The sequence below is a fragment of the Streptomyces sp. NPDC059355 genome (assembly GCF_042752335.1).
In the GTDB taxonomy this organism is placed as follows: domain Bacteria; phylum Actinomycetota; class Actinomycetes; order Streptomycetales; family Streptomycetaceae; genus Streptomyces.
This window is the reverse complement of sequence record NZ_JBHYXN010000006.1, coordinates 148479-166868: the sequence shown is the minus strand read 5'-3', so window position 1 is coordinate 166868 and position 18390 is coordinate 148479. Positions and strand designations below refer to the sequence as shown.

General features: G+C 68.7%; 22 protein-coding genes. 16 read left to right on the top strand and 6 right to left on the bottom strand.

The window, feature by feature from the left end:
• Positions 1-21: 21 nt before the first annotated feature.
• From asnB to ACFXGI_RS08465, 5 genes are all read right to left on the bottom strand, one after another.
• A complete protein-coding gene (asnB, locus tag ACFXGI_RS08485) occupies positions 22-2205 on the bottom strand; it encodes an asparagine synthase (glutamine-hydrolyzing) (protein ID WP_384704688.1) in 2184 nt (727 codons plus the stop codon).
• A 945-nt stretch (positions 2206-3150) separates the two neighbouring features.
• Positions 3151-3747: a DUF4352 domain-containing protein gene (locus tag ACFXGI_RS08480; RefSeq protein ID WP_384704687.1), complete on the bottom strand. Its 597-nt coding sequence runs from the start codon at positions 3745-3747 to the stop codon at positions 3151-3153.
• Between the two features lie 978 nt (positions 3748-4725).
• Positions 4726-5616: a hypothetical protein gene (locus ACFXGI_RS08475; RefSeq protein ID WP_384704686.1), complete on the bottom strand. Its 891-nt coding sequence runs from the start codon at positions 5614-5616 to the stop codon at positions 4726-4728.
• A 38-nt stretch (positions 5617-5654) separates the two neighbouring features.
• The gene (locus tag ACFXGI_RS08470) at positions 5655-6788 is read right to left on the bottom strand and encodes a helix-turn-helix domain-containing protein (protein ID WP_384704685.1); all 1134 of its coding nucleotides are present in this window, start codon (positions 6786-6788) and stop codon (positions 5655-5657) included.
• A gap of 219 nt (positions 6789-7007) precedes the next feature.
• Positions 7008-7451 carry an NUDIX domain-containing protein gene (locus ACFXGI_RS08465; protein ID WP_384704684.1) on the bottom strand — a complete coding sequence of 148 codons (444 nt, stop codon included), beginning with the start codon at positions 7449-7451 and terminating at the stop codon, positions 7008-7010.
• A 29-nt stretch (positions 7452-7480) separates the two neighbouring features.
• Between ACFXGI_RS08465 and ACFXGI_RS08460 the strand changes: the two genes are divergently transcribed.
• From ACFXGI_RS08460 to ACFXGI_RS08425, 8 genes are all read left to right on the top strand, one after another.
• Complete coding sequence (locus tag ACFXGI_RS08460) at positions 7481-8278, top strand: GntR family transcriptional regulator (protein WP_384704683.1); 798 nt, start codon at positions 7481-7483, stop codon at positions 8276-8278.
• A 467-nt stretch (positions 8279-8745) separates the two neighbouring features.
• Positions 8746-9015 (top strand): DUF6284 family protein, encoded by a 270-nt coding sequence (locus ACFXGI_RS08455; RefSeq protein WP_384704682.1) that lies wholly within the window; start codon positions 8746-8748, stop codon positions 9013-9015.
• Entirely contained in the window at positions 9012-9284 is a 273-nt protein-coding gene (locus ACFXGI_RS08450; RefSeq protein ID WP_384704681.1) for a hypothetical protein, read from the top strand. Before ACFXGI_RS08455 ends, ACFXGI_RS08450 begins: the two co-directional genes overlap by 4 nt.
• 56 nt (positions 9285-9340) lie before the next feature.
• On the top strand, positions 9341-10345 hold the full coding sequence (locus ACFXGI_RS08445) for a hypothetical protein (RefSeq protein WP_384704752.1): 1005 nt from the start codon (positions 9341-9343) through the stop codon (positions 10343-10345).
• A complete protein-coding gene (locus tag ACFXGI_RS08440; RefSeq protein WP_384704680.1) occupies positions 10342-10671 on the top strand; it encodes an RRQRL motif-containing zinc-binding protein in 330 nt (109 codons plus the stop codon). Before ACFXGI_RS08445 ends, ACFXGI_RS08440 begins: the two co-directional genes overlap by 4 nt.
• 26 nt (positions 10672-10697) lie before the next feature.
• The gene (locus ACFXGI_RS08435; protein WP_384704679.1) at positions 10698-10940 is read left to right on the top strand and encodes a hypothetical protein; all 243 of its coding nucleotides are present in this window, start codon (positions 10698-10700) and stop codon (positions 10938-10940) included.
• Positions 10941-10978: 38 nt separating this feature from the next.
• A complete protein-coding gene (locus ACFXGI_RS08430) occupies positions 10979-11602 on the top strand; it encodes a hypothetical protein (protein WP_384704678.1) in 624 nt (207 codons plus the stop codon).
• A 1-nt stretch (position 11603) separates the two neighbouring features.
• Positions 11604-11819 carry a hypothetical protein gene (locus ACFXGI_RS08425; protein ID WP_384704677.1) on the top strand — a complete coding sequence of 72 codons (216 nt, stop codon included), beginning with the start codon at positions 11604-11606 and terminating at the stop codon, positions 11817-11819.
• A gap of 427 nt (positions 11820-12246) precedes the next feature.
• On the opposite strand, the gene ACFXGI_RS08420 is transcribed toward ACFXGI_RS08425, so the two are convergent.
• Complete coding sequence (locus ACFXGI_RS08420) at positions 12247-12417, bottom strand: hypothetical protein (RefSeq protein ID WP_384704676.1); 171 nt, start codon at positions 12415-12417, stop codon at positions 12247-12249.
• 37 nt (positions 12418-12454) lie between these two features.
• Between ACFXGI_RS08420 and ACFXGI_RS08415 the strand changes: the two genes are divergently transcribed.
• The 8 genes from ACFXGI_RS08415 to ACFXGI_RS08380 all read left to right on the top strand — a co-directional run bounded on the left by ACFXGI_RS08415 (position 12455) and on the right by ACFXGI_RS08380 (position 18161).
• The gene (locus ACFXGI_RS08415) at positions 12455-12925 is read left to right on the top strand and encodes a hypothetical protein (RefSeq protein WP_384704675.1); all 471 of its coding nucleotides are present in this window, start codon (positions 12455-12457) and stop codon (positions 12923-12925) included.
• A gap of 16 nt (positions 12926-12941) precedes the next feature.
• The gene (locus tag ACFXGI_RS08410; RefSeq protein WP_384704674.1) at positions 12942-13334 is read left to right on the top strand and encodes a hypothetical protein; all 393 of its coding nucleotides are present in this window, start codon (positions 12942-12944) and stop codon (positions 13332-13334) included.
• A gap of 13 nt (positions 13335-13347) precedes the next feature.
• A complete protein-coding gene (locus ACFXGI_RS08405; protein ID WP_384704673.1) occupies positions 13348-15507 on the top strand; it encodes a hypothetical protein in 2160 nt (719 codons plus the stop codon).
• Entirely contained in the window at positions 15504-15959 is a 456-nt protein-coding gene (locus ACFXGI_RS08400; RefSeq protein ID WP_384704672.1) for a hypothetical protein, read from the top strand. Before ACFXGI_RS08405 ends, ACFXGI_RS08400 begins: the two co-directional genes overlap by 4 nt.
• 17 nt (positions 15960-15976) lie before the next feature.
• Entirely contained in the window at positions 15977-16132 is a 156-nt protein-coding gene (locus ACFXGI_RS08395; protein ID WP_384704671.1) for a hypothetical protein, read from the top strand.
• Between the two features lie 109 nt (positions 16133-16241).
• The gene (locus tag ACFXGI_RS08390; RefSeq protein ID WP_384704670.1) at positions 16242-16412 is read left to right on the top strand and encodes a hypothetical protein; all 171 of its coding nucleotides are present in this window, start codon (positions 16242-16244) and stop codon (positions 16410-16412) included.
• 10 nt (positions 16413-16422) lie between these two features.
• The gene (locus ACFXGI_RS08385; RefSeq protein ID WP_384704669.1) at positions 16423-17100 is read left to right on the top strand and encodes a hypothetical protein; all 678 of its coding nucleotides are present in this window, start codon (positions 16423-16425) and stop codon (positions 17098-17100) included.
• A 143-nt stretch (positions 17101-17243) separates the two neighbouring features.
• Complete coding sequence (locus tag ACFXGI_RS08380) at positions 17244-18161, top strand: bifunctional DNA primase/polymerase (protein ID WP_384704668.1); 918 nt, start codon at positions 17244-17246, stop codon at positions 18159-18161.
• Positions 18162-18390: the final 229 nt, after the last annotated feature.

Genomic DNA, 18390 nt, shown 5'->3' with positions numbered 1-18390 from the left:
GACCTCACTCGTGATTACTTTTCAGGGGGCGTCGACGGACTCCAGGAGGCCGGCTTCGAGCGATCCGTCCAGCAGCGGCCGCATCGCGTCGAGTGCGCAGCCGGTGGCGGCGAGCGCCTCCGACAGCGGCCGGCGCCCGTCGAATCCACGCAGCAGCCGCAGCCAGTCCGCGTGGGTGAGGTGGTCGATGACGAAGCGGATGCCGCCGTCGACCACGACGTACGAGGTGTTCGCACCCTGCACGTCGTCGAGCACGAGGACGCCCTCGGCGAGGCGGAACACCGAGGTCTCCTCGATCAGTTGCCGTGGGAAGAGCTCCTGGACCTCGGGGCCCTCGAAGTCCGTGACGCGCAGTTCGTACGGGGCCGGCCCGTTCGGGGCGCGGCTGCCCGGGACGTCGACGGCCATCAGGTCGAGGATGCCCAGGTTGACCACGCGCAGGAGCAGTTCGACGTGCCCGGAGCCTTGGTCCCGCTCCAGGCGGCGCAGGGCGCGGTGCATGTTCGCGCCGTCGAGGTACTGGGCGGCGCGCGGGGAGGAGAGGGCCTGCTCGACGAGCTCGTCGCCGTTCTGCGCGAGCATGCGGGTGAAGGTGCGGTGCGTGTGGCGCACGCCCTCGCCCTCGTAGAAGGCCAGCTTGGGCCGGCTGATCACCTCGGCGGGCATGATGTCCCGTACCGCCTCGCGGATCACCTGCTTGTCCCAGAACAGCCTCTTGCGGTAGGCGCGCGGCACAGTCGCGAGCAGCTCGATGATGCGGTGGTCGAGGAAGGGGACGCGGGCCTCGACGCCGTTGCCGGAGGCGGTGCGGTCCTCGACCCAGAAGTTGTACTGCTGCATGTCCCGGAACTTCCAGGCCAGGTAGGAGCCGTACGGGTCGTCCACCGCGCCGGGGGCGTACGCGCCGACGGCGTCGTCGCTGAGCAGCGGCAGGTCGGTGCCCTCCCACCAGACGGAGAGGGCGGACTGCGAGCCGAGGGCCTTGCGGCGGGCCATGGTGCGCAGGTTGCCCTCGAAGTCCTCCCAGTCGCCGCCGCCGGAGAGGGCGACGCTGTAGCCGCCGCTGAACTCGTCGGCGCCGGAGCCGAGCAGGATCGCCTTGAGCTCGGGGCGCGCGGCGCGCGCGAAGCGGTACATCTCGCTCTTGTAGAACTGCTCGGGGCCGCACAGCGGCGTCTCCATCAGCCAGAGCAGCCGCCGCCACTCGTCGGGGGAGGGGATCCGGTCGGCCCCGAAGGCGACCTGGTGGTTGGGCAGTCCCAGCAGGTCGGCGGTCTCGCGGGCGTACTGCGCGTCCTTGTTGACGACGGTGGCGCCGGTCAGCGCGGAGAAGGTGTGCAGTCCGGTGTGGGCGGCGAGCGAGGTGATGGCGGCGGAGTCCAGGCCCCCGCTGAGGAAGACCCCGATCTCGGCGTCGGCGATCAGGCACTCCCGTACGGAGGAGGCGAGCAGATCGCCCATGCTCCGCACGAAGAAGCTCTCGGGCAGCCCGCCGGCGTCGGCCGGTGTGGGCAGCTCCCAGTACCGGTGCACGCGGGTCTCCCCACCGCGCAGGCCGATGTCGACGATGGCCCCGGCGGGAACCTGATCGACGCCGACGAACCAGGTCATGGCCTCGTCGTGGCTCATCACGGGCGCGGAGCTGAGCCCCTGGTCGGCGAGGGCCCGCGCCCAGTCCAGCTCACGCGGGCAGTCGGGGTGCGCGAAGAGCGCTTTGACCTCGGAGCCGAAGAGCACGGAGTCGCGGTTGCGGTGGATGAACAGCGGCTTGATGCCGAGCCGGTCGCGGGCGAGCAGCAGCCGCTGCTCGCGCAGATCGATGACGGCGATGCCGAACATCCCCCGCACGTCGTCGAGGAAGGAGAGCCCCTTCTCCAGGTAGAGATGAAGCAGCACTTCGCAGTCGGACTCGCTGCGAAAGCGGACCCGCCCCTCGAATCCCTTCCTCAACTCCCGGTAGTTGTAGATCTCCCCGTTCGCGGCGAGGATGACGTTCCCGTCCTCGCTGATGAACGGCTGCCGCCCGCCCTCGGGGTCGATCAGCGCGAGCCGCGTGAACGACATGCACGCCGGCCCGGTGTGGTGGAACTGCATGTCATCCGGCCCGCGAGGCCGCAGCGCATGGGCCATGTCCCGGAGAATCGCATCGGCGGACCCGGCGAGAGCGCTTCCGTCCGTGTGGGCGAATCCAGCAATTCCGCACATAAGCCTTCCGATTCCCCTTTGGCTGGTGACTGGAGCGGACATGCCACGCCCCCCGAGCGGGAGGCGTGGCATGGGGGTCGCTGCTAGCGGACAGCGGCGACGATGGTGCCCTGGTCGACCTTCTTGGCCTCCGGCTTGACGTAAACCTTCATCTGATTCACCTCCGCTCGGCGTCAGCGGTCACCTACTGCCGAACAGCATCCCCACCCCCGGTGTCCCCCCGGTGGCCCGCCAGTGGCGCCCCGGCGCCCCGTTCCGGGGCTTGCCGGAACCGTCGTGGACGAAGCTGAATGAGACGGAGACCGAGAAGGCCGCGACGAGGCTGACCGACGCCTCTGCGTGTCCGTGGGGGAGGACGAAACGGAGAGCGCAATCGGCCGAACACCAGGTGCGGCAGACCTACGTGCATCAGTTGCGGCGCGGTATGGAGGTCGAGGAGCAAGCGCTGGCCGCTCGGAGGGCCTTCAACTCCCTGCTGAGGGACGGCCTCGTGGACAAGGTGCGCCCGGAGATCCACAAGCTGCGTGACCCCCTGGGCCGAAGGCCCATGCCATGAGCTCGGGAACCACCGGGACCGGACCGTCTCACGGCCGGAGACGAGTGGATCGGGAACGGACCGGATGACCTTTCCCTTGGCGGAAGACCGTGAACGTCCGGGCCCGTGTCCCTCGGCCGTCACTCAGGCAATTACCCATGGCGAGAGACGCACCTGCGGCGAGTGCCGGCGTCGTCCACCCGGACCTCGCGGACGTAGTCGAACGAGCCGACGTCCTCGATCCAGACGATCTGGTCCGGACGTCCCGGAGAGCTGGGACATGTGACGGCGGGCTCGCTGGCATCGTGCACCTGCAGCGGAGCCGTGGACCGGACGCGAGAGCGTCGCGACCTGATTGCAAAATGCCCTACCCCCCCCCAGACGCAGGAGGTAGGGCAGAGCCACGGGCATCAGGACACGTCGGCGCGAACCACCTTGCCGATCAGTCCGTCTGTGTACGTCACTGTCTTCGCAGTGAACGCACCCTTGCCGGTGATCGCACCGGTCATGTTCTCGCCCGGGGCCAGTTCCATTGTGGCGATCTGGTTCTCGTCGGCCCCGAGTTCCGCCGCGTGCTTGGTGCCGTTCGCGTCGGTGATCGCAAAGTAGAGCGGGTTCACGTTGATCGGCTTGCTGCCGTTGTTCGTGATCGTGACGGACACGCTGGTGTAGTCCTCGCCCTGCGCGATGATGCTCTTTTTGAACTCCGCCTTCTTCGCGACGACGTCGACTGCAGCCTTCTTCCCCGGCGCAGCAGAGGACGGCTTGGTTTCGGGTGCCTTCGCCGGCGCGGACGTCGCAGCGGTCGACGGCGTGGACTCCTTCGCCGCCTTGTCGCTGCTCGTGCCCCCGAGGACCGCCCCGATGATGCCGAGGAGCACGACGAACCCCACGATGCCCAGACACGAGAAGCCGATGATCTTCCCCGTGTTGGACTTCTTCGGAGGCGGGGGTGGGTAGCCGTACCCCGGCTGCGGCTGGCCAGGCGGCGGGAATTGCTGAGACATGGAAACCCCCACGGTGACTGGTGTGAATCCGGTCACCGTATGGGGGCGTGACTGCTCGCGTGCGGTAATACCCAAACCGTGACGATCGAAGGTTCAACCATCAGTCGCCTGCCACGCCCCTACGATCCCGCCATGGCGGAGACATCCACACGCACCGGCGCGCTGGCGGCACCGCCATTGCCGTGACCGCGTGCCTGGCGGGCCGGGCTTCCTGCGACTCCCCGGACTGCGCAGGGGCCAAAAGAGTGGCCGCCGAGAGCCGCAGCGCATTCATGGAGGCTGCAGCGAAGGACACCGCCGAGGGTGGGAGCGCGGGTCGGGAACCGCTTCTCCTGTACAGCTATCTCGTGCTTCAGAACCCCCACTGCTTCCCGGTCGGCGGGCGCGACGATGCGCAGGCCTCCCTGGACACTTTTTTACCGCACCAACTAGGTGCGAACTCGCGGCCGCTTGCACCCCTTCTGCGGGAAGCCCGCCGCGCGGCAGGGCCAGATGGCCGGTGCTCCACACTTCGGGACTGCCGCCCTCCCCCGTGCCCGGCCCGTCTTAGGCCGGGTCCACACCCTTCAGGCCGACCCGGATGGAGGAGATGCAGGGGCTCACCCGGGACCATGTCTTCCCGAAGGGGGAGACCAGGGCGAAGGCCATGGGCGGCACCTTCGGCGCCGCTCCGAACCAGTAGCCACTCAGTTGGTCACCCAGACGCAGAAGAGACCATCTACTAATTTAGTAGATGGTCTCTGACCTGGTCTTACGAAGTCGGGGTGGCGGGATTTGAACCCACGACCTCTTCGTCCCGAATGAGGTTCGAGTCGTACGCCCACACTCCCTTTCCAAGGAATCTGCAGGTCAGAGCCTCGGATAGCGTTGGCTTCGGGAGGCTCCCAGGAGTCTTCCTCTCAAGAATTTCTCCCAGGATTCTCCCAGCGCCGATACCGCATCAGGCATCTCTCGGCACAACTCCGGCGGATCGCGCTGCTAGAGCTCCAGCGCGCGGTATGCGAGAGGCCGTCCCGGTCCTGTCAGGCGTCGGGTGAAGGCAGGGGCGACCGTGCGAATCCGTTCCTCGGGCACGTCGCCGCGAAGAGCATTCACGGCCATCTGGACACCCGGCGTGGCCGGTGCTCCGAAGAGTTCCCTGAGCTTGGCCAGACCCTGGACCGCGACCTCTCCGACACGGGAGTCCTCTACCAGCACAGCGAAGGACGCGGCCACTTCGCGTGCTGAAGTGGTCATCATGATGCGCAGGACGTCGCCGGCGTCCTTATCTGCCAGACGGTGCGGCTTGGATTCGGAGTCGGCGAGCCTGTCGCTGATCTTGTAGGCCTTCGCCACCAACAACGCCGCAGGCCCCGCCACGTGGACCGTGATCCGGCGGGTGTCGCTGGCCTCCAGGCTACCGACCACCATCGGAGAGCGGTCGACAGATGCCGCTTCGAGCCCGTCGATCCACCGGGCCGACATCTTGCCGTGCGGAGGAACGGTGGCACTGCGCTTACCGGTCTTCGGAGCCTGCTGCCTTGGAATGAGCAGGTCGAGCTCGACGGGAACGATCTTTCCTTCGATCCTCTCCGGTCGTTCCCACAGCCCGGGCTGGTTCTGGTTCCTTAGGGAAAAACCTGCCCCAGCAAGCGCCTCGTCCAGGAGCGGATCGCTGCCGAGTAGCAGGGGGTCGATGCTGAGGTCACCGTCGGAGGTGAAGGGAGCGTTCTTGATGGCCGCGTCAGGGGTGCGGAGGTAGACGGCCTGGGCGCCCACGATGGTCAGGGCGGGCAGGTGCTCCTGAAGGGCGGTCAGACCATCGAGGAGAACGCGGCGGGCAACGACCGTCAGCTGCTGCGGGTCGATGCCCTCGGGAACCTGTGCCACTGTGCCTCGCGTTCATGGTGCCGTTCAGGACCTCGATGCTAGGGCAGGGGCCTTTGTCGCAGGTCCGAAATATTGGATACGCGCCATGTCTTCTCCTGGAGCAGCATCTCCTTGATCACTGCTTCACCCTCGGCGGGCAGGCGTCCGGGACCCGAGAGACAGTCCAGTGCGAGTTGGCTCAAGGAGACTTCCTGTCGACCTCCGACCTGCCGGAGGCGCTCGAAGACCACATCATCGCTTGGGCGCAGCAGGATGACATCGGCGTATTCCTGCGCTGGCAGCAAGCCCAGGGCGTCCTCTAGGTCCTCATCGATGGCCAGCCGGTTGGCTACGTACACCATCAGCTGCCCACCTGCAGTCAGGGGAGAAACCTGGCGCGCCGCAATGGATCCAGTCACGGCCAGGCCGTCCCACTCCTCGGCCGGTAGTGCGGAAAGGCTGGTGAGCACTGACTCGATGCCGTTGGTCGCCACCATCCCGAAGTAGGCGTCCGGGCGCAGGAGACTGGTCTCGGCAGCGCGCGCCCGCAGCAAGCCGGGCCAGTCGACGTCTCCGATGACCCGCCCGTTCCGTTGGATCAGTAGCTGTTCCTCCAGAGTGTCCAGCAGTCTGGAGACGTACGGCAGGCTGAGGGAGGCCGCTTCAGCGATTTCCCCGGCGCGATACGGCGGGCGGACGTCGGTCAGCAGGCGGACCAGGCGGCCGGCTTTGGGCCCCGCGAGAGTTGCTCTGCCCTTGTTCGTCTGGCTCGTTGGGTGAGGTGAGCGGACAGCGCCGACGGTGTGGATGAAGACAGCAGGCCGCGAGATCCGCAGTCCGACGTTGCCTGTCAGGTCCAGGTAGCCGATGCCGTTCATGGTCAGGAGTTGCTGGGTCTTTGCCGAGAGCCAGGGCGCAACCACCATCAGATTCGTGTGGTGCCTGAGGTGGCGCAGCAGGTGCGCCTTGGGTCCCAGCACCTTCTCGACCTCACGTGGCGTCAATGCGGGCCAGTCCTCCACGAGGAGCTGGGCAATGATGCCGTCACCCACCGGCGCCAGGCTGAAGAGGGTGCCGAGCCCTTCAGACTCCTGCCCCGGTTCTTCCCTCACCGCCCATCCCTCTCCCAGCAGCGCACGCAGCGCCTCCATGCCCTGGGCAAGCACGTCACCCGCCGGATCAGGTCGTTCCACTCCTGCCACATCCCTCGCTAGAAGATCTCAGCACCACAGAAAAAGTTGCTCAGAATCGCACTGTACTGATTCAGGCAAGTTCTGTATCCAAGCAAGTTTTTCTGAAGTCTCAGGTTGCTGATAAGGGGAACATTCGGGTGGAAGCAAGTTTCGCCCCGATCCCTCACCCAGGGAGGAAGGGTCACACGCCCTGATCATTCGGCATGTCATCCGTCGTCGTCAGGCCGCGAGCAGTCGAACCCCGTCGTGTGACCGCACGTGCGGCACCGTGCCATCCAAGGCGTCTGTCACGCGTACGGCGAAGACTTCCTCCATCGACTGCTCTACCTCGCTGGGGGTGAGCCAGCGGACCGCCGTCGATTCGTCGGACAGCTGCTCCTCCCCACCGATAGGTCGGCACCGGAAGACCAGAGCGATCACGCCAAGGGTGAGGTTCTTGTAGACCCCGGTGAGCCGCTCCACCTCGACGGCGATCCCGGTCTCTTCGGCGACTTCCCGCAGCACACCTTCCTCGGGTCGCTCGTCCCGTTCGAGGATGCCGCCCGGCGGCTCCCAAGCCCCGTTGTCGGCGCGCCGGATCACGAGCACACGTCCGTCGTCCCGGATGACGATTCCGGCGACCGAGACGGAGTGCAACGGCCTCTCGGCGGTAGCGTTAGTCATATACATGAGTCTAGGAGAATCAGCAGCGTATGCCTCTCTCGACAGCACGTGACGCAGGTCGCCCCCGCTACCTCCAGATCGCGGACGACCTCAGCCAGCAGATTCAGGAAGCCCTCGGGGATCCTCAGGCAACGCTCCGCCCCGGGGCGAAGGTGCCGAGCGAGTCCGAACTCATGGATCGTTACTCGGTCGCACAGGGAACCGTCCGTAAGGCCATGACTGAGCTGCGGGTTCGCGGTCTGGTCGATACGCACCACGGGCGGGGCTCGTTCGTCCGGAAGGCCCCGCCGGTGCAGCGGAAGTCCAGTGACCGCTTCCGTCGGTCGCACAGGAAGGCAGGTAAGGCCGCTTACCTGGCGGAGGCTGAGCAGGCCGGGGCGAAGCCGAGCGTCCGGGTGCTCTTCGTCGGACAGACCGATGCCCCCGCCGAGGTGGCAAGCCGCCTTGGGCTGCCAGCCGGCACTAAGGTCCTCGCACGTCGCCGCCTCTACTACAGCGACGGCATCCCCACGGAAGAGGCGACGTCGTATCTGCCCTGGGACCTGGCCGAGAGCATCCCGCAGCTCAGGGAGGAGAACCCGGGGCCGGGAGGCATCTACGCCCGCCTCGAAGAGCGGGGTGATCTCTTGGTGGAGTTCCGAGAGACGGTGCGCGTCCGCCTTGCCAGCAAGGAGGAGCAGTCCGCTCTGAGTTTGAGCCCAGGCGCACCGGTCATCCACCTCACTCGGGATGCTCAAATTGAGTCAGGTCGAGTGGTGGAGGTCTGCGACACCCTTATGAGCGCTGACCAGTTCGTTCTGGAGTACCGCATCCCTGCCGCAGACTGACGAACCGCCACGTTTGAGCCAGCCAGTAAGGCGACCAGCAGCCTTGCAGGTTGACTCCTCTACAGGAGTGCAGCACTCTCTTACTCGTAACTCCTGCACATGAGTAGTTGACTGTAGGAGTTACGACCAGGAGCCCCGCGCTGGACGGGGGGAGGGGTGCCGGACAGTCGTCCGCCGAGAGGCGGCCGATCCCTTGTCAGTCCGGACGGCAGGTCTCTGCCTACCACGGGGATTGCGGGCTGTTCCTAACCGGCAGTCCGTCCCCGAAAGAGACATCTAACGATCTACCGCCGCGGCCTCCGGGCTGCGGCCGGTTGCCTCCTCCGCCCGTGCGGCGCCTCGGCGCTGGCACGGGCGGGGTTGCAGGGAGCCGAGTACATCCGCTCCATCCGCAATGCAGTGCAGCCCTCGGCGTTCCCGCGCCGAGGGCTGCTGAGTCCCGTTCCTCTGTCGAAGGAGCAAGACCCATGAAGTCCATCGCTGCACTTCAGGACGTTGTTACGCCGTGGTCTGACGGTCTGGAGCCGTCGGACGCGGAGCTGAACGCGATTGAGGCCGAGATGCCGCTGGTCCTGGCCGAGGTTGAGTTGCTGGACGCGCTGATCGTCCTGCTGGACCGGCCGGCGTCGGAGTTCGACGGCCGCCGGATCCGCCGGGCCCACCACCGGGTGCTGGCCGCCCGGCGGGACGCGGCCAACCGCGCCGCCGGTACGCAGGTCTCGGGGGACGCGGCATGAATGAGTGCACCGAAGCGGCTCACGCCGACCTGCTGGACGCGATCGTGGAAGCCCTCAACGTGCCGCTGCCCTCGATCGCGAAGGCGGACGAGCGGCTCTACTACCGGCTGCTGGCACGCCGGGCCCTGGCCGTGCGGATCGTCATCGCAACGAACCGTGTCGTCAGCCGGGACCCGCAGCTCGCTGCGGACGCGATCCGCGTCCAGGCCGCCGAGGACCCCGTCACCTACGCCCTGTTCAAGGCCGAGAAGGACGGGGGCGAGTGGTGAGCGGCCGCCCGCTGACGGGAGCCCAGAGGGCTGTCCTCGGTCTCGCGTTCGCCCCGATGCTCGCTACGGGCGCGGCCGGCGGCTACGGCACCTACTCCAACATCAAGGGCGCCTACAACTCCGGTACCGCCCTCGGCGCGGTCGCCGCGGGTGAAGGCGCCACCGCGGTCCTGGCGCTGGTGTTGCTGGGGTTGACCATGCTGGGGCAGTCCTCCCCGGCCGTGGTCCGCGCCGGATTGTGGGCCCTGCCGGCCGCCGCATCAGCGATGTCCGCCGTCGCCGCCCCGGACGGGCCCCGCACCGTGATCTACGCGATCACTCCCCTGGGCATGTCGGTGTCGGCCGAGGGCATGGCGTTCTTGGCCCGGCGGATCGTGGTGCATGTCGACGGCCGGGACGCTGAGGCTGAAGCGCGGGCGGCGAGCGTGGTCCAGGCCCTGGCCTATCACCGGGCCCGCGCCGCGAACCACCCCGACAAGAAGATCCGCAAGCGCTCGGACCGGGCGTCGTGGCGCCTGGCCCGCAAGGTCGGCACCGCCGACACCACGCTCGGGGCGCGGCTGCTGGATGTCCAGCGGGAGCGGATCACCACCGGCGCGGATGTCGCCCTCGGCGACATGTTCGCGATCACCGTCACACCCCCCACCGCCCCCGTCACAGGTGACCGTGACGCCGTCACGGCGGCCGTGACTCCCGCCCTCCCCCCGGCACCCGAACCGGGTGCTGGGGAGGGGGCCGTCACGGGAGGGTGTGACGGGGAAGACACGCAGGTCAACGACTCGCTGACCGGCCTGGACGGGGAGGGCGTCACACCCGCCGTCACGCCCGTGACGCTCGACCAGCTTGCCGCCATCGCTGGTGTTTCCATCCCGCTGATCGGGGAGCCGCTGACCGACGAACAGATCGTCGTCGTCCTGCGCCATCTGCGGTACTCCGCGGATCCGCCGCTGTCCTACCGGCAGACCGCCGCCGCGTTTCGCGAGTCTGGATTCACCGGCGGCGAAGCCCGCATCCGCAGTGCCTGGGCCACCCTCATGGCCCAGGAAGAGAGCCCCCGGTGACCACCGTCTACCGGTGGCGCCTGGCCCCCGACGGGCTCGCTACCCGCCGACAGCTCCGAGCCATCGGCCTGCGCCCCGGCGGACAGGACGTCGCCGCCCAGGTCGAGCGGCCCCGCCGCCGGCGCGGCCCGCTGGTCGCCTATCTGTACCGGATCGACCTGGCCCGGCCGGTGCGGCCGATGACCGCCCGCCGGGCCGTGGCCCTCGCGAAGGCCAACGCGGCCCGCCGCTGGTGCCCGGCCTGCCGCCGGGACGCTGGATACGTGATCCCGGCCTCCCTCGGCATGTGCGTCCCCTGCGCGGACACCCCGCGCCCCACCGCCTGAACACACCGACTTTTCAAGGAGTTCCAGTGACCTCCCAGACCGCCACCTCCACCACCACCCAGGCCACCTCTCAGGGCTCCCACGCCTGGGTGCTGACCCTGGAACTGCCCGGGCGCGAGATGACCACGCAGTACGGCACGTGGACCCCGCCCGCCGGCGCCACCCGCCACGACGTGTTCGTCGCCCTCAAGGAGCACCTCGTCGCCCAGCAGCCGCAGATGGCCTCCGCCAACACGATCTTCTTCAGCCTGGAGCCCAACCAGCTCTGACCCCTGCGCGGCCCAAGCCCTGGAAGGAGGGAACAGCCATGTCCGGTATCGACTGGGACGAGGAGTTCACCCGCCTGAACACCGAAGCCCCCGAGAAGCCCAGCACGTCATCCAAGTTCTCCGCCACGATCGGCAAGCTCGGCGGGGTCCGCCGCAACACCGCCGCGCTCGCCGTGTGCGGCACCATCGCCGTCCTCGCGGTGTGCGGAACGGTCGTGGCCGTCACCAGCATGCAGGGCGAGCAGGCAGCCCAGGACCGTGCGCGGGCCAAGGAGAAGGCCGCGAACACCCTGGTTGAGGCACAGGTGGACAAGGAGCGGGCGCAGACCGAGGAAGCGGCGGCCAAGACCCTCTACGAGCGGGAGCTGGCCGTCTACCTGGAGTGCATGAAGGTCCGCGCGGCGGCGGTGGCCAAGGCCGCCTCCTGGGAGGTCTCGAAGATCCCCTCCTGCGCCGCCCCGACCCTCGGCGGTGCTTCGGCCCCCAGGGCCAAGGAGGAGTCCACCGGGGCCGGCGGCTCCCTCACCTCCAGCCCCTGGCTGTGGGTGGCGCTCGTCGGCGGCGGTGGCCTTTTCGCCTACAAGAAGCTCTCCGCGCCCTCCGGTTCCGGTGCGGTCGTCTCCGCGAACGACAAGGGATTCATCTTCGAGAAGGGTGCCTGAAATGACGCTCCAGTTCTTCGCCCTGGCCCTGTTCATCTGGGCCCTGTTCTTCACCTTCAAGAAGACCAAGGGAAAGCAGATGGCGATCTGCCTGATGCTGATCGTCTCCGGCATCTTCCTGCCCTACACGCCGTTCAGCACCGAGATCCGCGGCACTCTCGAATCGGTCTTCAACACGGCGAACACCACGGTCAACAACATCGGAACGTCACGCTAGGCGATCTCCTGCACGGTTCCTGGTTACCGGTTACAGCCCGCAGACGCCCGGTTCTGACCGCCCTGGGGGCCCGAACGGCGTCCGTAGGGCCTGTAACCGGTAACCGGTAACCGCCTCCAACTACACAGTGTCACTGAAGGAGGGTCGTGGAACTCCTCGTTCTCCTCGCCATCACCTACCTCGTTGGCGTCGACAACACCCACGGCAAATACGAGATGGCGGGAATCAAGAAGCCCCCGCCGAATCCGAAAGCCAAGTGGTCGCCGGCCAGGGCGCCGGACACCTTCCGGAACGCCGCCTACAACGCCGCAGCGAAAACGCATTACGGGCTTCTGGCGGGTGCACATTGGGCCGGGGGTCTTCGGGATGGGTGGCGGTCTGCCTACCTGAAGAAGCCGGGCGTTAAGCCTTCCGGTTCGCCTTCCGCTCAGCCTCCGTCGGGGCCCTCGGCACCCGCTGCGGGGACCACTGTGCCGCCGAAGCCCACGGTGCCGCCGAAGCCGACCACGCCCCCGACGCCGCCGCCCGCTCCGCCTGCGGCCGCGCCTCCGGCGGGGCCGACGATCCCGCCGCCGGGCACGATCCCGCAGCCCCGCACCGTCCCCCTCCCGGATCACCTCAGGAAGGACCCCGCGATGCAGCCCAACCCGCCCGTTCCGCACACCGCGACCGTGGACGCCAACGGCGTCCACGTCACCACGGCCGCCGGCAAGTCCCGCACCTACAGCGGTGGTGAGGTCATGACCCTGACACAGGTCATCGACCTCGCCGAAGGCGCCGCCACCCTGTGCCAGTCCAGCACCGACACCTGCTTGGAACTCGTCGACGAGTCCGTCCAGCTCGCCGCGGACTGTGACGTCCTGATCGCCGACATCACGGAGAAGGGCGTCGGCGACAACCTGATCGGCAAGTGCGAGCACCTCAAGGAGCAGCTCGACCTCCAGGCCGCCGCCGCACAGAAGCTGCACGACCAGATCCAGGGCGGCGAGGAAGCTTGCCGGACCGCGTCCGCGAACGCCGAGGTACGTCACGGCCAGATCTTCCGGGCGGTTGCGGACTCCCCGCTGACCAAGCCCGCCGAACGCGACTTCTACAACGCCCGATAGTCGAGGAGAGGCCTGCATGTCTGCCACAGAGAACCTCAAGGACGCCGCCACGTACGCGGCCCTGTGCACCAAGTTGGCCTGGCTCACCCACCAGGTCCACGTCCACGCCGACACGGTCACCAAGCTCGCCTCCGACGTCGATGAGACGGCGGAGCAGATGCAGGACGCCTCCGAGACGATGAAGGCGCTGGCCGTGGACGACGCCACCACCGCCGAGTTCGCCGACGCGGCCCTGACCATGACCGGCGCCAAGGACGCGGCCGGCGCCTACACGGCCGCGGCGGACACTGCGGCCGCGGCTGCCGATGACGCGAAGACCACCACGGAGTCCGACCACGGCGGCATCGCGGATGCCGTGGACACGTCCCCGGTCGAGATGGCCGAAGCCGCCTTCTACGCCCAGCAGTAAGGAGAGAAGGACCATGGGGCCGACCCGAGCACAGTTCATCCAGTACGCGCCCGCCGCTCTCGCCGTGGGGGCACTCACGGCCGGCCCCTGGTCCGCTCTCGCCGCAGCGGCGGCCGGAGCGGGGGCGTGGGCCATCGACGCCTCCGCCCCCGCGCTGCGCTCCCTGATCGCCTGCGGGATCACCGCCACCGGCTGCGGCATCGCCGCCCACCAGATCCTCGCGAGCGGGATGGATCCACTGTTTACCCTCGGGCTGGCGGTGCCGGCCGGAGCGGCAATCCTCGCCCACCACCGCAACACCGCTGGTGCACTACCCGCCCTGCCCGCCACGATCGCGGCGGGGGAGCCTTCGCAGGCGCAGGTGATCACGGCGTGGTGGGCGGAGTTCATCTGCGGCCCGACCCAGACCGAGGGCCGCAAGCTCATCCAGCCCGGCGCCAGCCTCGCGCACCTCACCCTCGACGTCGGCGAGGACCACGTGTCCTTCACTGGGATCATCACCCTCCCCCAGGGACAGCAGGTGAGGGTGAAGGCGGCAGACATCGCCTCCGTCTACGGAGTCCCCGTCTGCCAGGTGGAGATGGGAGACCCCAAGCACTACGCCCCCAACGCCCTGCCCGTGACGGTGCACCTCAAGCAGCCGTCGGCGGCGCCCGCCATGGTGGCCGGTACGCCGACGTCTCCGGAGGAGCTGTGGGCCGCGCACGTCGCCGTTCCGGATGGAGCGATGCCCGGAACCACGCTGACCCTCACCCGCTTTGACGGGCCGCTGGACTGGGAGGGCATCGCCACCCGCGACCGCAAGGCCATCGGAACCGTCAACCTGCAAGACCTCGCGGCGAACCTTGCCCTCTCCACCATCCAGATCGCCCTGGCCCCCACCGAGAAGCCCTCGCAGATGGGCGTGCGCGTGATGAAGGAACACGCGCTGATGCACGGCACGATGCTCTCCACGGTCGTCGGCGAACTGGCCATGGACTCACGCGGCTACGTCCGCCTCGGCACCTACATCGACGGCCAGGCCGCCCTTGTCCCCCTGGCGCAGTCGGGTTCCGGTGCCCGCCACCTCTACCTCGTCGGCGGGTCCCGCTCCGGGAAGTCCGGAGTGCTGGAACAGGTCCTGCTCTCGGCCCACAAGTCTCGTATCGCGGTGATCCTGGCCTCGCCGCAGGCCGGGACCATCGCCGGAGCCCCGCTCGCCGCCCACTGCGGCGACGGGCTGGACGAGGCAATGGGCGCCCTGCGCCTTGCCTACGCGCTGATGCTCGACCGCGAAGCCCGCTACCGCACCCCGTCCTTCCCCTTCACCGACCCGCTCGTCCTGATCGTCATCGACGAAGCACACATGCTGCTGTCGGCCTCCTCCCAGTACCACGCGGAGGCCAAAACGATCGTCGAGCAGCTCACCCGCCGGTCCCTCAAGCGCGGGATCGGCGTGGTCCTGGCCACCCAGACCCCCCTGGCCGAAGACCTCGGCAACTCCTCGATCATCCGCTCCCAGCTCCTGATTGGCGGCGGAGCGGTGTTCCTGCGCTGCGCCAAGGGCCAGGGCTCCCTGGTAGGCGCGAACGCGGTCCAGGGCGCGGAGGGCATCGACCTGTCGATGATCCCCGACTCCTGGCCCGGCCAGGCCCAAAGGGTCGCCGACCGGGACATGAGCGGACTGGACACCACGGCCGTCGCCCACCCCGAGGACGGCACCTTCGGCCTCGGTTACCTGTTGGCCCCCGGGGCGCAGGCCGTCCAGTTCCGCTCCCTGTACCTGGACGTCCCGCCAATCGCGCTCGCCGGAAACCAGCAGCCCGTCCCAGTCGAGGACTGCGACGCCTGGCAGCACGCAGCGGCGATAACGCAGACCCCGATGGTCGACCAGCGAGGCAAGAACCTGATCGGCAGCCTCTCCGACCTCCTTACCAAAGCCCGGCACGGGACATCCCCGCTGCCGCCACAGCGGGTCCAGACCGACCCCACCGGCCCCGCGGCCGCCTCTGACGGACAGGAGCTGATCAAGCCGCGAATCCTCGAACTGCTGACGGAGGGATCCATGCCCATGACCGCCGAGATCATCGCCCGAAAGCTGGGCACGTCCGCGAACAAGATCAAGCCGCGCCTGTCCGAGCTGAAGAAGCGAGGCGAGGTCACCAACGAGAACGGACTGTGGAGGGCCGCATGAACCGCACCACAACCGAGTTCACCCCTATCGACCTGGACCTCTACGCGAAAGCGTTCCAGCTCCTCGACCCCACACCGGAACCCGTCGAGCCTGCGGCCCCCGCCGCTCCCACCCCGGTATCCCTGATCCTCGCCGCCGAGCCCGTGCACCGGCCCGGCCCGGTCGAGAAGACCCTCACCGACGCCCTCGCCTTCCTCGACACCCACGGCTGGGCCAAGCACCGGCTCATCCACCCCGAGGGCGCCCGCTGCTCCATCGGCGCACTCCGCGCCGCCGCCGGCGCCCGCAACGCCGCCTACCGCGACGCCGGCAACCTCCTCCTGGACGAAGCCCGCCGCCAGCACGGCCAGCACTGGGAGGCGATCCCGGCCTGGAACGACTCCCACACCGGAGCACAGGTCCGCAGCGTGTGGGAGGCCGCCATCCAGCGCGCCCACCACTCGAACATCTGACCCGGCTGGAGCCACCTTTGTCGTTCTCGTTCACCGACCCCAAACCGGACCACGACCGCTCCTTCTCCTTCACCGAACCGGCAGACGTGAAGGAGCAGCTGCAGGCGATCGCCGACATGGCACACGAAATCCTCCGCCTCGTCGCCGAGGTCAGCAGGCAGATCAACAGCTGAACGCCCACTCAGACACAACGAGGGCGGCCCCAATTCACCAGAGCCCGGGCCGCCCTCACCCATGTCCGGCCGAGCCACCGGCACCTTCAACAACCACTGAAAGGCCCGTGTGAACCAGCCTCTGCCCCAGCGCATCGCCGACGCGCTCGCGCTCCTCACCGGGCAGCGCACCATGCGCTGCCCGCACCCCGGATGCCGAGTGTCCATCCGCTACCGCCACGTCACCCCCGACGAGGCGAAGCAGCTGACCAGCCTGGCCACCGACCACACCCGCCATTGAAGAGGAACCCATGACCGCAACCCGCACCACGGTCCCGTGGTTCGAGACTCTGACCGACAGCGTGTACGCCCTGGGCGCCGCGGCCCGCGAAGCACAGCGTGCCTACCACGCCGCCCACATCACCGCCGCCCACTACGACCTCGACCGGCTCCAGCACGTCGACGGGGCGCTCACCGTGTCCGGCCGGCCGAGCAGCGTGCCGTTCCGGCCCCACGACAACGCCCTGTTCGTCATCGGGGACGTCCACCGCAAGCAGGCGGACCGGCTGCGCCGCCTGTACGCCCAGACCGGCCAGGGCTACGCCTACGGCGCCACCTGGGCCATCCGGCAGGTCCTGGCCGGGCAGCAGCCGCCGGTGGTGGAGCTGGGCCGCAGCGATCAGGGGTTCTACATCCTGCCGAGCGAGGCCTACCCGAGCGCTGAGGCGTTCGAGGGACTGGGCCGGTGGAGCGGCAAGGCCGACTTCGACCGCACCCTGGGCGAGATGCAGCGCTGCGAAGCGGCCGCTGAATACGCGGCCGACCTGGACCAGGAGCACTACCTCGCCGACCACGAGGCGTCCGCGATGCACGACGCCTACCGAGTGGCCGAGGACCTGCCCGACGCCATGCACGCCTACGGCCGAAACGCCGAGACCGCGCTGCGCTTCGCCCTGCTGGAGCCGCGCCGCAAGCACGGGCGCAGCTAGATACGCCGAGGGCGGCCCCCTCTCACGCCAATGAACCGGGGCCGCCCTCGTCAACCAGCACATCCAACTGAACTGGAGGACTCCAGCATGACCCACACCGCCGACATCCGGCGAGACCCCAACGGCGGCCGGGGCGGCGCCGTATGAGCGCCAACCTGTTAGCCGCAGCTCTCACGGCCGCCACGCGCGGCTGGCCGGTGTTCCCGCTCCGTCCCGGGGACAAGCGTCCCGCAGGGCACTCCGAGGAGCACTGCCCCACCACCGGCCGATGCGCGGGCGGGCATCTGACCCCCGAGCAGCGGGCCACGACCGACCCCGCCCGGATCGCCGACTGTTGGACGCACAAGCCGTACAACGTCGGCCTGGCCACCGGCCCCGCCGGGCTGCTCGTCATCGACCTGGACCTCCCCAAGCCCGCTGACAAACCGCCGACCGGCCAGTGGGCGGGGTTCCGGGACGGGATCGAAGTGTTCACCGCCGTCTGCGAGCGCGCAGGACACCCGGTGCCCACCGACACGTACACGGTGCGGACCGGGCGCGGCGGGCTGCACCTGTACTTCACCGCCCCTGAGGAAAAGCGGCTGCGTGGGAGCGCAGGGCGTCTGGGGTGGAAGGTCGACACTCGAGCCTGGGGCGGATACGTGGTGGCCCCCGGCAGCGTGGTCCACCGCCGGCCGTACGAGGTCATCAACGCGGTGGACCCGATCCCCCTCCCCACGTGGCTCTCTGACCTCCTCACCCCGCCGCCCGCACCCGCCCCCCTGTCCGTGACCACGGTGCGAGCCCGCATCGGACGCAAGGACCGGTACGTCACCGCCGCCATGGACGGGGAGCTGGCCAAGCTGGCCGCTGCCCCGGACGGCGAGCACAACCTCACCCTCTACAAAGCCGCGTACGCCCTCGGACGCCTCGTCGCCGCAGGAGCGGTGTCAGAGCAGGAAGTCACCGACAAGCTCACCGACGCCGCCCTCGCCAAAGGCCTCACCGAGTCCCGGACGGCGTCCACCATCCGCGACGGCATCCGCCGCAGCACCCGCAACGCCCTGGCCGGTGCCCGATGACCCCACACCACACCAGCCCCGCCAAACCGGCCCCCACCCCCGACTGCAGTAGCGCGCCGAGGGTCGTCGCCGAAGGCGTCCCTTCATCTGTTCGCCCTGACCAGCCCGCCGACGACGGACGCCGGCCCGTCGCCTGGCTCCACATCGTTGCCCCGCCCTCGTACGGGACCAGCCCGTCCGTCCGCTCCTGGTGCTCCTGCGGCCGCGACTTGTTCGCCGCCGGACGCGC